The organism is Streptomyces sp. NPDC002513, assembly GCF_053595355.1.
On the sequence record NZ_JBSFXK010000031.1, the window covers coordinates 13,487 to 26,918 of the forward strand.

General features: G+C 72.0%; 13 protein-coding genes and 1 riboswitch. Of the genes, 10 read left to right on the forward strand and 3 right to left on the reverse strand.

Annotated features, from left to right (window positions below):
- The first annotated feature begins 26 nt into the window (after nt 1-26).
- Entirely contained in the window at nt 27-1,394 is a 1,368-nt protein-coding gene (locus ACWD5Q_RS20735) for an ROK family transcriptional regulator (RefSeq protein WP_451428486.1), read from the forward strand.
- 32 nt (nt 1,395-1,426) lie between these two features.
- Here ACWD5Q_RS20735 and ACWD5Q_RS20740 read toward each other — a convergent pair whose 3' ends face one another.
- Both ACWD5Q_RS20740 and ACWD5Q_RS20745 read right to left on the reverse strand, forming a co-directional pair.
- Complete coding sequence (locus tag ACWD5Q_RS20740; protein ID WP_451428534.1) at nt 1,427-2,185, reverse strand: SDR family oxidoreductase; 759 nt, start codon at nt 2,183-2,185, stop codon at nt 1,427-1,429.
- Nucleotides 2,186-2,273: 88 nt separating this feature from the next.
- Nucleotides 2,274-3,158 carry an RNA polymerase sigma-70 factor gene (locus tag ACWD5Q_RS20745; RefSeq protein WP_451428487.1) on the reverse strand — a complete coding sequence of 295 codons (885 nt, stop codon included), beginning with the start codon at nt 3,156-3,158 and terminating at the stop codon, nt 2,274-2,276.
- A gap of 335 nt (nt 3,159-3,493) precedes the next feature.
- Nucleotides 3,494-3,624: riboswitch (FMN riboswitch) on the forward strand.
- A 145-nt stretch (nt 3,625-3,769) separates the two neighbouring features.
- On the opposite strand from ACWD5Q_RS20745, the gene ACWD5Q_RS20750 reads away from it, so the two are divergent.
- The 9 genes from ACWD5Q_RS20750 to ACWD5Q_RS20790 all read left to right on the forward strand — a co-directional run bounded on the left by ACWD5Q_RS20750 (nt 3,770) and on the right by ACWD5Q_RS20790 (nt 11,126).
- Nucleotides 3,770-4,369, forward strand: coding sequence for a riboflavin synthase (locus ACWD5Q_RS20750; protein WP_451428488.1), 600 nt, complete (start codon nt 3,770-3,772; stop codon nt 4,367-4,369).
- On the forward strand, nt 4,366-5,010 hold the full coding sequence (gene pnuC / locus ACWD5Q_RS20755) for a nicotinamide riboside transporter PnuC (RefSeq protein WP_451428489.1): 645 nt from the start codon (nt 4,366-4,368) through the stop codon (nt 5,008-5,010). The genes ACWD5Q_RS20750 and pnuC overlap by 4 nt, the downstream gene beginning before the upstream one ends.
- The gene (locus ACWD5Q_RS20760) at nt 5,007-6,296 is read left to right on the forward strand and encodes a bifunctional 3,4-dihydroxy-2-butanone-4-phosphate synthase/GTP cyclohydrolase II (protein WP_451428490.1); all 1,290 of its coding nucleotides are present in this window, start codon (nt 5,007-5,009) and stop codon (nt 6,294-6,296) included. The genes pnuC and ACWD5Q_RS20760 overlap by 4 nt, the downstream gene beginning before the upstream one ends.
- A 19-nt stretch (nt 6,297-6,315) precedes the next feature.
- Nucleotides 6,316-6,801, forward strand: a complete 486-nt coding sequence (gene ribH / locus ACWD5Q_RS20765) for a 6,7-dimethyl-8-ribityllumazine synthase (RefSeq protein ID WP_451428491.1) — start codon at nt 6,316-6,318, stop codon at nt 6,799-6,801.
- A 34-nt stretch (nt 6,802-6,835) separates the two neighbouring features.
- The gene (locus tag ACWD5Q_RS20770) at nt 6,836-7,108 is read left to right on the forward strand and encodes a phosphoribosyl-ATP diphosphatase (protein WP_007491392.1); all 273 of its coding nucleotides are present in this window, start codon (nt 6,836-6,838) and stop codon (nt 7,106-7,108) included.
- A gap of 51 nt (nt 7,109-7,159) precedes the next feature.
- Entirely contained in the window at nt 7,160-8,008 is an 849-nt protein-coding gene (gene hisG / locus ACWD5Q_RS20775) for an ATP phosphoribosyltransferase (RefSeq protein ID WP_451428492.1), read from the forward strand.
- A 14-nt stretch (nt 8,009-8,022) separates the two neighbouring features.
- A complete protein-coding gene (locus ACWD5Q_RS20780) occupies nt 8,023-8,487 on the forward strand; it encodes a PH domain-containing protein (RefSeq protein WP_451428493.1) in 465 nt (154 codons plus the stop codon).
- Nucleotides 8,488-8,721: 234 nt separating this feature from the next.
- Entirely contained in the window at nt 8,722-10,059 is a 1,338-nt protein-coding gene (locus ACWD5Q_RS20785) for a hemolysin family protein (RefSeq protein ID WP_451428494.1), read from the forward strand.
- Nucleotides 10,056-11,126 carry a hemolysin family protein gene (locus ACWD5Q_RS20790; protein WP_451428495.1) on the forward strand — a complete coding sequence of 357 codons (1,071 nt, stop codon included), beginning with the start codon at nt 10,056-10,058 and terminating at the stop codon, nt 11,124-11,126. The genes ACWD5Q_RS20785 and ACWD5Q_RS20790 overlap by 4 nt, the downstream gene beginning before the upstream one ends.
- Before the next feature lie 85 nt (nt 11,127-11,211).
- Here the strand turns inward: ACWD5Q_RS20790 and ACWD5Q_RS20795 are convergent, their stop codons facing one another.
- Nucleotides 11,212-13,071, reverse strand: coding sequence for an AAA family ATPase (locus ACWD5Q_RS20795; RefSeq protein ID WP_451428496.1), 1,860 nt, complete (start codon nt 13,069-13,071; stop codon nt 11,212-11,214).
- Nucleotides 13,072-13,432 lie beyond the last annotated feature (361 nt).

Genomic DNA, 13,432 nt, shown 5'->3' on the forward strand with positions numbered 1-13,432 from the left:
CCCCGTCGACCTGGAAGGATCCCGGCATGCCCGCATCCCCGAGCACCGCCCGGGCCATCAACGACCGGCTCGCCCTGCGTCTGCTGCAACAGGAAGGCCCCTTGACGGCCGGGCAGTTGAAGCAGCTCACCGGACTGTCCCGGCCCACGGTCGCCGACCTCGTCGAACGGCTGGCCGCGGCGGGACTGATCACGGTGGTGGGGGAGTCGGGCGAGCAGCGGCGCGGTCCGAACGCGCGGCTGTACGGGATCGTCGCCGACCGTGCCCATCTCGCGGCCCTCGACGTGCGCACCGGCGGCGTCTCCGTCCTCGTGTCCGATCTGCTCGGCGGAGTCCTCGCCGAGGCGTCGGCGCCCATCGGCGGCGACACCGGGACGGGGCCCGCGGTCGAACAGGCCGTGGCGCTGGTGGAACGCGCCGTGAAGGAGGCCGGTGCCGCATCGCTGCACACGATCGGGATCGGGGCACCCGGACTGATCGACCCCGCCACCGGGGAACTGCGTGATTCCACCGGGCTGCCCGAATGGCACCGCCGTCTGGTCACCGCGCTCCAGGAGCGGCTGCCCGCGCGCGTGCTCGTGGAGAACGAGACCAACCTCGCCGCGCTGGCCGAGCAGTGTGAGGGCGCCGCGCGGGACCGTGACACCTTCGTGCTGCTGTGGCTGGGGCACGGCACCGGTGCGGCCGTGGTGCTGGACGGCGCCCTGCGCCGCGGCGCCTCGGGCGGCACCGGCGAGATCGGCTTCCTGCCGGTGCCGGGCACCGCGACGCTGCCGTCGGCGTCGGGCTGCGAGGGGGGCTTCCACTCCCTGGTGGGAGCGGCGGCCATCGCTGAACTGGCTGGTCTCCACGGGATGGTGACGCAGGGTCAGGCGGACGGCCCGGCTGCGGCCGCACTGGTCGGCTGGGCCGTACGGGCGGTGGAGGGCCGGGAAGCCGGGGCCGGTCGGGGTGCCGGTGACAGCCACGGTGCCGGGGGCGGCCGGGGTGCCGGGGCCGGTCAGGGTGTCGGGGCAGGCCAGGACGCCGGTCCCGGCCGGGCCGCCGCCGCCGCGGGCGAGGCTGCCGGAGCAGGCCCGCACGCCGCCCCGCACGCCACCCCGGACGAGCACTCCGCGTCCGGCTTCCTCGACGCCCTCGCCGACCGTCTCGCCATCGGCGCCGCGTCCGTCACCGCCGTCCTCGACCCCGGCTGTGTGGTGCTCGGCGGCGAGGTCGGACAGGCGGGCGGGCAGGCGCTCGCCGGGCGGGTGCAGGAGCGGCTCGCCCGCATGTCGCCGCTGCCGACCGAGGTGCGGGCGAGTGTGCTGGGCGGCGGCGCGGTCCTGCGCGGTGCGCTGCTGACCGCGCGGGACGGCGCGCAGGACGACCTCTTCGCGCCCCCGGCGCGCTGACCGGAGCCGCGGCGCCGCGACCGCCCCGCCGGTCAGCGCGCCGTCGACCCGCCCCCGTACCGCGCCGCCAGGTGTTCCTCGAACGTGCCCTTGCCCACCGCGTTCCCGGGGGTCAGCTGGCCACCGGCGCGCAGTGCGCGGAGGGCCTGGCCCGGGACCGGCACGGTCACGACCGGGCGACGGCGGCCCGTCGCCCGCAGCCAGGCACGGGCGAGGTCCGGGAGCGTCCGCACCTCGGGGCCGCCCATGTCCTCGACCCGCCCGGCCGGCCCGTTCGCCGCCAGCTCCGCCAGCCGGTCCGCCACCTCCGCCACCGCGATGGGCTGGTCGCTCACCCCCGCCGGAAGCATCAGCACCGGCAGCCTGCCCATGGCCTCGAGCAGCCGTACGAGCAGATCATGGAACTGGGTCGCGCGCAGGATCGTCCAGCCCAGGCCCGACTCCTGGATCTGCCGCTCGACGGCGTGCTTGGCCTTGTAGTAGCCGATCGGCACCGCGTCCACCCCCACGATCGAGATGTACACGAGATGGGCCACGCCCGCCCGGCGCGCGGCCTCGATCAGATGGGCGGCGGCCCGTTCGTCGCCCCCGCGGGGCGTGCTCGCGCAGTGCACCACGGTGTCGACGCCCGTGACGGCCGCCTCCAGACCGCTGCCACCCCGGATCAGATCGACGGCGTAGGGCTGCGTGTGCCGGGCGAGCACCCGCACCTCGTGGCCGTCCGCCCGCAGCCGTTCGGTGACGAGCCGGCCGAGGGTTCCGGTACCGCCGGTCACCAGGATCGTGGTCATGCCGTTGCGTCCCTTCACGCGGGGGCGCTCCCTCCTGGAACGCCCCTTCGCCGCTATGACCGGACGGCACCCGCCGAATGTGACAGCCTCACAGGCGGCCGAGCTGCCGCTCCACGAACGCCAGTTTGTCCGGGTTCACCACCGCCCGCACCCGGGCGACCAGCCCGCCGCGGACCTCGATCGCGACGACCCCGACGATCCGGTCGCCGTCCCGGGCCACCAGCCCCGCCGCACCGTTGACCTCCTCGACCGTGAACCCGACGTGTGCGAAGAAGCGCCGGAATCCGCCCGCCAGGAACCGGACGACCTTCTCGCGCCCCTCGATCGGCCGCCGGGCCGCGCTGACCTTGCCGCCTCCGTCGCCCCACCAGGTCACGTCCGCCGCGAGCAGCGTCTCCAGACCGGCCAGATCACCGTCCCGGGCCGCCGTCAGGAACGACTCCACGAGCCGATCCCGGCGCTCGGGTTCCGCCTCGAACCGCGTGTCGTCGGCGGTCAGCCGAAGCGCCGCCCTGCGGTACAGCTGGCGGCAGTTGGCCTCCCCGAGGTCCAGCACCTCCGCGATCTGCCGGTAGCCGTACGCGAACGCCTCGCGCAGGACGTACACCGCCCGCTCGGCGGGGGTGAGCCGCTCCAGGAGGACCAGGAGGGCGTACGAGACGGCATCGCGCTGTTCGGCCGACTCCAGCGGTCCGAGTGTGCCGTCCGAGGTGACCACGGGCTCCGGCAGCCAGGGCCCGGGGTACACCTCGCGCCGGGCGCGGGCCGAGGTGAGCCGGGTGAGACAGAGGTTCGTGACGACCTTGGCGAGCCAGGCTCCGGGCCGTTCCACGGCCTCCCGGTCGGTCGCGCTCCAGCGCAGATACGCGTCCTGCACCGTGTCCTCCGCCTCCTGGGCGGACCCCAGCATCCGGTAGGCGAGGCCGAACAGGCGTGGGCGGTGGCTCTCGAACTCGTCGGCGTGCGGCGTCACGCCGACAGCCTCCCAGACGCCCGGGTGGGAGCCCGGCGGCGGGGCAAGGGCCTCCGTCACCGCCGCCGGGCCGTTCAGGGACGGCGCGCCGCGCCGGGACCGCCGACACTAAAAGGACTAGACCAGGACCGTCAATAGGTATGGACCACTTGTCAAGTGCCGTTGACCGAACGGGTGTTGTCCGGGATGCGAGAGAGCCGGTGCGGCCCCGTCGTGCGAGGTGGGGCCCGCTCGGCGGATCCCGGAAGTCCAGCATGTGAACATGTGAGACACTGCACAACGGTTCACCCGCATGGCCGCGCATCGGGCGTGGCACACTGGGCCTGTACCAAAAGCAGCGCACTCCGGGGTCGGTGAAAGTCCGAACCGGCGGTTACAGTCCGCGACCCGGTCGCTTCCAGCGATCGGTTGACCAGGTGAAATTCCTGGACCGACGGTTAAAGTCCGGATGGGAGGCAGTGCGCGGCGGGCGGGCAGCCATGCCGCCGCCGTACCGGCTCGTCCTCAGGGCGGGTTCTGTCCGGCGTCGTCCCGGTGTCCTCGCCCGTATCTGCTGTCGTCATCGACAGGCCCCGGAGTCCGTGCCCTACTGAGGCAGGAGGACCCGGGAAGTGTTCACCGGAATCGTCGAAGAGCTGGGTGAGGTCACCGCCGTAGAGAATCTCGGCGACTCCTCCCGCTTCCGGCTCCGCGGACCCGTCGTCACCGAGGGAGCCAGGCACGGCGACTCCATCGCCGTCAACGGTGTCTGTCTCACCGTCGTGGAGCACGAGGGCGACGAGTTCACCGCCGACGTCATGGCGGAGACCCTGAACCGCTCCAGCCTCGGCGCCCTCACGGTCGGCTCCCGGGTCAACCTCGAACGCCCCACCGCCGTCGGCGCGCGCCTCGGCGGGCACATCGTGCAGGGCCACGTCGACGGCACCGGTACGGTGCTGGAGCGCAAGCCCTCCGAGAACTGGGAGATCGTCAAGGTCGCGCTGCCCGCGGAGCTTTCGCGCTACGTCGTCGAGAAGGGCTCCGTCACCGTCGACGGCATCAGCCTCACCGTCGTCGACGCGGGGCCCGACCACTTCACCGTCAGCCTCATCCCCACCACCCTCGCCCTGACCACGCTCGGCCACAAGCAGCCCGGCGACCCGGTCAACCTGGAGGTCGACGTCGTCGCCAAGTACGTCGAGCGGCTGCTGGAGAACGGGGCCACCCGGTGAACTGGCTCAACTCCGAGGCCTTCGTCCTCTTCGGCCAGCACATCAAGTGGTCGGACATGATCGGCAACGTCGTCGGTCTGGTCGCCCTGGTGTTCGGCTGGCGGCGCTCGATATGGAGCTGGCCGACCCAGTTCCTGTCCGGACTCATCCTCTTCGCGGCCTTCGCGACCGCCCATCTGTCCGGCAGCGCCGGCAAGCAGATCGTGGTCATGGTCGTCGCCGTCTACGGCTGGTGGCGGTGGAACCGCGGCAAGGGCCAGGCGGACGACGGCCACATCACCGTACGGTTCGCCACCTGGCGGGAGCGCGCCGCCCTGGCCGGCGCCGCGGCCGTGGGCACGCTCGCCGTGGCGGGCCTGTTCACCGCCGTCCCGTCGCTGTCGTGGGACCCCTGGCCCGACGCCTACATCTTCGTCGGCACCGTCGTCGCCATGTACGCCCAGGCGCGCGGCATGGTCGAGTTCTGGTTCGCCTGGCTGCTCGTCGACGCCGTCGGCGTCCCGCTCAACTTCGCGAACGGCTTCGCCTTCTCCGGATTCGTCTACGTCCTCTACGGCGCGCTCGTCCTGTGGGGCATGCGCGACTGGTGGCAGCGCTCCCGCAAGGCCGCGCGGCCCGTGCTGGAAGGAGCCCACACATGACGACCGCGCCGGTCCTGTACCGCATGGATGACATCGAGGACTTCGCGCTCGACCCCGTCGAGCAGGCCATCGCCGACATCGCGGCCGGCCGCCCGGTCGTGGTCATCGACGACGAGGACCGGGAGAACGAGGGCGACCTCGTCATCGCCGCCGAGAAGGCCACCCCCGAGATCGTCGCCTTCATGATGAGCGAGTGCCGCGGCCTGATCTGCGCCCCCATGGAGGGCGACGAACTGGACCGCCTCGAACTCCCCCAGATGGTGGACCACAACACCGAGTCGATGCGCACCGCGTTCACCGTGTCCGTCGACGCGACCGGCGCTCACGGCGTGACCACCGGGATCTCCGCCGCGGACCGCGCCACCACCCTGCGGCTGCTCGCCGGGGGAGAGGCGGGCCCCGGCGACTTCGTCCGCCCCGGCCATGTCTTCCCGCTGCGCGCCAGGCCCGGCGGTGTCCTCGTCCGCAACGGCCACACGGAGGCCGCCGTCGACCTCGCCCGGCTCGCGGGGCTGCGCCCCGCCGGTGTGATCGTGGAGATCGCCGGTGAGGACGGCCACATGCTGCGCCTGCCGGAACTCGTCCCGTTCGCCCGCAAGCACGGCCTGACGATCATCTCCATCGAGGACCTGATCACCTACCGCCGTGCCGCCGAGCCCACCGTCCGCCGCGAGGCCGAGGTCAGCCTGCCGACCGCCTTCGGCACCTTCACGGCGTTCGGCTACCGGTCGACCGCCGACGGCGTCGAGCACGTGGCCCTCGTCCACGGCGAGCTCGGCGACGGCGAGGACGTGCTGGTCCGCGTGCACTCCGAGTGCCTCACCGGCGACGTCTTCCGCTCCCTGCGCTGCGACTGCGGCCCCCAGTTGGAGGCATCCCTGGAACGTATCCAGGCCGAGGGCCGGGGCGTGGTGGTCTATCTGCGCGGCCACGAGGGACGCGGCATCGGGCTGATGTCCAAGCTGCGCGCCTACGAACTCCAGGAGCGCGGCCGCGACACGCTGGACGCCAACCTGGAACTGGGCCTGCCCGCCGACGCCCGTGACTACGCCGCCGGCGCCCAGATCCTGGCGGACCTCGGCGTGCGCAGCCTGCGGCTGATGACCAACAACCCCGACAAGACCGAGGCGTTGGCCCGGCACGGCCTCAAGGTCATCGAGCGGGAGCCGATGCCCGTGCAGGCAGGCGAACACAACCTCCGTTACCTGCGCACCAAGCGGGACCGGATGGGGCACGACCTGCCCTGGCTGGACACGACCGCCGTGTCCGCCTGCGGCAACCAGTAAGAGAGCACTGAGGAGAGACGTGAGCGGCAAGGGTGCACCGGAGCTGTCCGTACGCAACGTGAGCGACCTGCGGGTCGGCGTGATCGCGGCACAGTGGCACGACAAGGTGATGGACGGTCTGGTCGACGGGGCCCTGCGCGCCCTGCGCGACCTGGGGATCGACGAGCCGACACTGCTGCGGGTCCCCGGCAGCTTCGAGCTGCCGGTCGCCGCCAAGGTGCTCGCGGACCGGGGCTACGACGCCATCGTCGCCCTCGGGGTCGTCATCCGTGGCGGCACGCCCCACTTCGACTACGTGTGTCAGGGCGTCACCCAGGGCCTCACCCAGGTGTCCGTGGAGAGCGGTGTCCCGGTCGGCTTCGGTGTGCTGACCTGTGACACCGAGGAGCAGGCCCTGGACCGCGCCGGTCTGGAGGGTTCCCGCGAGGACAAGGGCCACGAGGCCGTGACGGCGGCGGTGGCGACCGCCGCGACGCTCCGCTCGGTGTCCGAGCCCTGGCGCTGAGACAGCGCCCGGAGCGCGTAGGGTTAGCACCACCATGTCCAAGAAGACGTTCGAGGAGCTCTTCACCGAGCTCCAGCACAAGGCCGCCCACGGCGATCCCGCCACCTCCCGCACCGCCGAGCTGGTCGGCAAGGGCGTCCATGCCATCGGCAAGAAGGTCGTCGAGGAGGCCGCCGAGGTCTGGATGGCCGCCGAGTACGAGGGCAAGGAGGCGGCCGCCGAGGAGATCTCCCAGTTGCTGTACCACGTCCAGGTGATGATGGTGGCGCGCGGAATCTCCCTGGACGACGTCTACGCCCACCTCTGACCAGCCCGCACACAGTTCCGTACGAACGAACGAGCAAAGGAAGCCGACCTCATGCTGCGCATCGCCGTCCCCAACAAGGGTTCACTGTCCGGCCCTGCGGCGGAGATGCTGCATGAGGCCGGCTACCAGCAGCGCCGGGAGTCCAAGGAACTGAGGATCGTCGACCCGGAGAACGAGGTCGAGTTCTTCTACCTCCGCCCCCGCGACATCGCGATCTACGTCTCCTCCGGCCGTCTCGACATCGGCATCACCGGGCGGGACCTGCTCATCGACTCCGGCGCCAACGCCGAGGAGATCCTTCCGCTCGGCTTCGCCCGCTCGACCTTCCGCTTCGCCACCAAGCCCGGCACCGCGAACGGCGTCGAGGACCTCACGGGCATGACGGTCGCCACCTCCTACGAGGGCATCGTCGCCAAGCACCTCGCGGACAAGGGCATCGACGCCTCCGTCGTCCACCTGGACGGTGCCGTCGAGACCGCCATCGAGCTCGGTGTCGCCGAGGTCATCGCGGACGTCGTCGAGACCGGTACCTCGCTGCGCAACGCGGGCCTGGAGGTCGTCGGCGAGCCGATCATGAAGTCCGAGGCGGTCGTCGTCCGCCGTACCGGCGCCGACGGCGAGGAACCCAAGGTCCAGCAGTTCCTGCGCCGCCTCCAGGGCGTCCTGGTGGCCCGGACGTACGTGATGATGGACTACGACTGCCGGGTCGAGCAGTTGGAGAAGGCCGTCGCCCTGACTCCGGGCCTGGAGTCCCCGACCGTCTCCCCGCTGCACAACGAGGGATGGGTCGCCGTCCGCGCCATGGTCCCGGCCAAGGAGGCCCAGCGGATCATGGACGATCTGTACGCGATCGGCGCCCGGGCCATCCTGACCACGGCGATCCACGCCTGCCGTCTGTGAGGGATCGCACAGCCATGTCGGACCTGCCGCACCCGCCCGCCCTCCCCGTGACCTTCCGGCCCTCCCGCACCCGGGCCGTGCTGCTCACGGCGGGGATCGCCCTGTTCGTCGTCATCACCACCGTCGCCCTGCTGCTGGAGACGCTCACCGCCGGGGAACGGCTCAGCTTCGTCCTCACCGCGGCCCTGCTCGGCGGCGTCCTGCTGCTGCTCTCCCGGCCCAAGGTCGTCGCCGACGAATCCGGGGTCACCGTCGTCAACATCGCCAGCCGGCGCCGTCTGGCCTGGGCGGAGATCCTCCAGGTCAACCTCCGTCCGGGTGACCCCTGGGTGTTCCTCAACCTGAGCGACGGCACCAGCCTGCCCGCTCTCGGCATCCAGCCGGGCATCGCCAAGCAGCGGGCGATCGAGGACGCGCGCACGCTGCGCGCGCTCGCCGAGGCCCGTTCCTCGGCCGGTGCCGAGCGACATCAGAGCTGACTCCGAGCCGCCCTCCGCGACACATGCGACGGAATCTTTACTAATCTGGTGGCGGAGGCGTTTGTGTTGCGTCTTCGCCCCTGAGGTTCCGCCCGGTGCTCAGGGGCTCCTGCTACCCGAGGAGTGACTCCCTCCGGCGATGGACGGATCGTCCTGTAGTACCTGCGCCGCCCCCTGCCGACATAGCGCGGACCGAACCCATGCGGTCCGCGTCGACATGGAGGCGGCCGCCTCATGACCCTCACGCTGCTGCTCCTCGGGGCGGCATTTCTGCTCATCCTGGCCAACGGATTCTTCGTCGCGGCCGAGTTCGGACTGGTCACGGTCGAACGGGCCGACGCCGAGAAGGCCGCGAACGCGGGTGACCGACGGGCCCGTACGGTCGTCGAGTCGCTCAGGGAGCTGTCCTTCCAGCTCTCCGGCACCCAGCTCGGCATCACCATCACCTCGCTCCTTGTCGGCATGCTCGCCGAACCGGCGCTCAGCCAGGTGCTGCGCGGCCCCCTCCGTCTGATCCACCTCCCCGAGGGCGCGACGGACGGCATCGCCGTGGTCGTCGGCATGCTGCTCGCGTCCGCCGCCCAGATGGTGATCGGCGAGCTGGTACCCAAGAACTGGGCGGTGTCCCGGCCGCTTCAGGTCGCCCGCTTCGTCGCGGCCCCGCAACACCTGTTCTCCCGGCTGTTCCGGCCCGTCATCGCGGCCCTCAACGCGGTCGCCAACCGGCTGGTGCGCGCGCTCGGCGTCGAGCCCGCCGTGGAGCTGGCCTCCGCCCGCACGCCCGGCGAGCTGGTGTCCCTGGCCCGGCACTCGGCGCAGGCCGGAGCGCTGGAACAGGACACGGCCGACCTGTTCGTGCGGACGCTGTCCCTCGGCGAGCTGACCGCGCAGCACGTGATGACCCCCCGGGTCAAGGTGAGCGCGCTGCAGTCGACCGCCACGGCGGGTGACGTGGTCAATCTGACCCGGGCCACCGGACTGTCCCGTTTCCCCGTCTACCGAGAGAAGATCGACGAGGTCGTCGGCATGGTGCACCTCAAGGACGCCCTCGCGGTGCCGTCACACGACCGGCTGCGCACGCCCGTGGTCAGCATCGCCCAGACGCCGCTGCTCGTCCCCGAGACACTGCCCGTACAGCCCCTGCTGGAGCTGTTGCGCAGCCAGCAGCCGATCGCGGTCGTCGTCGACGAGTACGGCGGCACGGCGGGTGTCGTCACCCTGGAGGACATCGTCGAGGAACTCGTCGGCGAGGTGCGCGACGAGCACGACGTACAGGACCTGCCCGAACTCGCCGCCGTGCCGCCCGAGGACGGGCGCCCGGCCTGGGATGCCGACGGCAGCTGCCGGGTGGACACTCTCCAGCGGATAGGCCTGGACGTGCCGGAGGGACCCTACGAGACCGTCGCCGGGCTCGTCGCCGATCTGCTCGGCCGGATCCCGGCACCCGGGGACCGGGCCGAGCTGCCCGGCTGGCGGCTCACGGTGCGCGAGGTGGAGCACTACCGCGCCGAGCGGGTCAGGCTCGTGAAGCTCGCGGACGCCCCCGCACCGGCCGCGGAGGCGGTGCGATGAGCCTGCTCCAGCTCCTGTTCGCCGCGCTGCTGGTGTTCGTGAACGGGTTCTTCGTCGGCGCCGAGTTCGCGCTCGTGTCCGTGCGGCGCAGCCAGATCGAGCCGCTCGGCACCGCACGGTCCCGGCAGGTGCTCTACGGTCTCGAACGGCTCCCGCAGATGATGGCCGCGGCCCAGTTCGGCATCACCGTCTGCTCGCTGACGCTGGGCGCGGTCGCCGAGCCGACGGTGGCCCATCTGCTTGAACCGGTGTTCGAGGCCGCGCATCTGCCCGACGGGATGGTCCATCCGCTCGGCTATGTGCTCGCGCTCGCCGCCGTCGTCTTCTTCCACCTGGTGATCGGCGAGATGGTGCCGAAGAACCTGGCGATGGCGGCGCCCGAGAAGGCCGCGCTGTGGCTGAGCCCGGGACTGGTGGCGTTCGCACGGCTGTGCCGGCCGGTGACGGTCGCGCTGAGCGCCTGCGCCCGGATGATCCTGAAGCTGTTCCGGGTCGAGCCGAAGGACGAGGTCGAGGCCGTCTTCACCAGCGAGCAGCTCAACCAGCTCGTGGAGGACTCCGGCCAGGCGGGACTGCTCGACCCCGAGGAGCAGGAGCGGCTGGAGGACGCGCTGGAGCTGGGCTCCCGCCCGGTGACCGACGTGCTCCTCGATCCGGCGCTGCTGGTGACGGTGGAGCCCACGGTGACCCCGGGCGAGGTGGTGGCGCTCACGGCGCGCACCGGGTACTCCCGGTTCCCGGTGGTCGCCCGGAACGGTGGCTTCATGGGCTATCTGCACGTCAAGGACGTCCTCGACCTGGAGGAGTCCGAGCGGGCGGTGCCGCAGCAGCTGTGGCGCCCGATGATCACGCTCGCGGCGGAGCTGCCGCTCGACGACGCGCTCACGGTGATGCGGCGGGCCGCCACCCACCTCGCGGCGGTGGCCGACGGCTCCGGCCGGGTGCTCGGCCTGGTCGCCCTGGAGGACGTCCTGGAGCTCCTGGTGGGCGAGGTCCGGGATCCGGCCCACCGGGAGGCCCCGCCCCAGCCGCGCATGCCGGAGGAGAGGGAAGCGGTGGCCGGCTGACGCGGCGGTACCCAGCCGCAGCCGGTATGGTTCCCCGCGCCCCGACCGGGGCGCGGGGAACCGCGTGGTCAACCGCGGACGCCGTTCACAGACCCGGGGGATCGTGCGGCCCGCGCCCGGACAGGACCTCCCCGTACGCCTGCATCAGATCCGGCAGCCGCAATGTCGACAGGTCGTCCCGCGTGGGAATCCCGGGATACCCGCTCAGCCGGAGGTCCCGGTACGCGCAGCTCTTCTCGTACAGCGTGCGCAGGAACCGCCCGTTGCCGAGTTCGTCGATCCACCCCTGGTCCACGACATGACCGGCGATGGAGCGCAGCTCGTCCAGGGCCTCCTCGTCCCAGACGTCGCCGTTCTCGGCGGCCAGGACCTCGCCGATCGCGGTCAGCTCCAGGGGCCGGTAGGAGGGGAAGTCGACGCGAGTGGTGAAGCGGGAGGACAGGCCGGGGTTGGCGGCCAGCAGGCGGTCCATGCCCTCGGGGTAACCGGCGAGGATCACCACCAGGTGGTCGCGGTTGTCCTCCGCGCGCTTCAGCAGCACCTGCAGGGCCTCGTCGCCGTACGCGTCGCCCTTGCCGTAGCCCGAGTTGGACAGCGAGTACGCCTCGTCCACGAACAGCACGCCGCCGATCGCCGAGTCGATCAGCTCGTTGGCCTTCACCGCGGTCTGGCCCAGGTACTCGCCGACCAGGTCCGCCCGCTGGGCCTCCACGAGGTGGTCGCCGCCGAGCAGGCCGAGTGCGTAGAAGACCCGGCCGAGGATGCGCGCCACCGTGGTCTTGCCGGTGCCCGAGGGACCCGAGAAGACGAAGTGGCGCTTGGGCGGCTGTACGGGTAAGCCCTGGCCCGCCCGCAGCCGCGCCATGTTGAGCTGCGCCGAGAGGGCCTTCACCTGGCGCTTGACCGGCTCCAGACCGACCATCCGCTCCAGCTCGGCCAGTGCCTCCTCCAGCAGCGCCGGATCCGTCGGGCCCGTCGGCAGCGGCGGCGCCGCCGGCGTGGCCTTCTCCCGCACGAGGTCGTTCTGCGCCGGCAGCGCGCCCGTCGGCGGGGGGTCCGGCTCGGACAGCTTCACCTCCCGGCTCTCGGTACCGAAGAGCGGATCGAGACCGTCCGGCCCGTCCAGCACATCGCCGCCCCCGGCGAGTGCCACCGTCGTGAGGTCGGCCGACTCGTCGTACCCGTCGCCCTCGGCGATCGCGGCGAGCCGCGCGGAGGTGTCCATGAACGCCGGGTCGACCCGGTGCACCGCCCGGTACAGGGGCAGGGCGGCCGCCGAACGGCCCGTGCCCTCGTGCGCCCGGGCCAGCCAGTACCGCAGCTCCTTGCGCTGCGGCTGCTCGCTGCGGCAGCGCATCAGCGCGGCGGACAGCAGCGGCTCGGCCTGTCCGTACATCTCCAGGCGGACCCGGGCCATCCCGCCGAACAGTCCGGCCTCGATCCCCAGCATCGGGTCGTCGATCAGCGGATCGGTGTGCCGGACGAGCTGCTCCCAGTCCTTGACGAGGTAGGCGCGGCAGGCGTGCAGAAAGCGGACCTGGGCGTCGGTGTCGACGGGCGGCAGCCCGGCCAGCGCCCGGTCCAGCTCCGGGACATGGCGGCCGTCCAGCCAGTGCGAGGCGTGCGCGAGCAGCAGGTCCCGCGGGCTCTCCAGCACCGGCTGCACCCACCAGCCGAGCCAGTACCAGGAGTTGAGGTTCCGCCGGTGCCGCGCCCGCTGTTCCCCGAAGCGGTCGCGATGGCGGAACATCCGCAGCAGCGCGGTCGTCGTGTCCACACGCAGCGCGTGCAGCCCGAGCCAGCCGTCGGCCATCCCGGGATCCATCCGGACCGCCGTGCGGAACTCCTCCTCCGCCTGCGGATAGGCGCCCATGGTGTAGGCGTCGACACCTCGCAGCCAGGCGAGGTCGGCCGGAGCCTCGGGGCCCCGCGTGCCGAAGTCCATCACGTCCCCCACAAACCGTGCCCCCGTTGGTTCACCGCCGGGCCCGTGCCCGCCGGCCGCCGTGCTCGAACCGCTGTGCCGCGCACCGGAGTTGGAACGGTGCGCGAAGCGGCAGTCCGAAGGTCGCACCGAGAGGCATCGTACCTGCGGGGGAGCGGCGCACCGAAGGGTGCCGCACGAGGCGCTTGGCGAGGTGGAGACACAGGGGTGCACCGCGGATGGTGACCGAGGGTGAGCAGATCGTTCCTCGCGGCGCACCACAAGGGTGTTCAGGGCAGAACGAAGCCCCCGGTCACGGGGGAACAACCGGGGGCTTCGCGTACAGGGGCGGCTTCGAAACCGCACATTGAGAACGTAAGTC

Excerpts from the sequence above, each read along its gene's own strand:
- ACWD5Q_RS20740 (WP_451428534.1), bottom strand. The coding sequence starts at position 2,185 with ATGACCACGATCCTGGTGACCGGCGGTACCGGAACCCTCGGCCGGCTC.
- ACWD5Q_RS20795 (WP_451428496.1), bottom strand. The coding sequence starts at position 13,071 with ATGGACTTCGGCACGCGGGGCCCCGAGGCTCCGGCCGACCTCGCCTGG.
- ACWD5Q_RS20735 (WP_451428486.1), top strand. The coding sequence starts at position 27 with ATGCCCGCATCCCCGAGCACCGCCCGGGCCATCAACGACCGGCTCGCC.
- ACWD5Q_RS20780 (WP_451428493.1), top strand. The coding sequence starts at position 8,023 with ATGTCGGACCTGCCGCACCCGCCCGCCCTCCCCGTGACCTTCCGGCCC.
- ACWD5Q_RS20770 (WP_007491392.1), top strand. The coding sequence starts at position 6,836 with ATGTCCAAGAAGACGTTCGAGGAGCTCTTCACCGAGCTCCAGCACAAG.
- ACWD5Q_RS20790 (WP_451428495.1), top strand. The coding sequence starts at position 10,056 with ATGAGCCTGCTCCAGCTCCTGTTCGCCGCGCTGCTGGTGTTCGTGAAC.
- hisG (WP_451428492.1), top strand. The coding sequence starts at position 7,160 with ATGCTGCGCATCGCCGTCCCCAACAAGGGTTCACTGTCCGGCCCTGCG.
- ACWD5Q_RS20760 (WP_451428490.1), top strand. The coding sequence starts at position 5,007 with ATGACGACCGCGCCGGTCCTGTACCGCATGGATGACATCGAGGACTTC.
- ACWD5Q_RS20785 (WP_451428494.1), top strand. The coding sequence starts at position 8,722 with ATGACCCTCACGCTGCTGCTCCTCGGGGCGGCATTTCTGCTCATCCTG.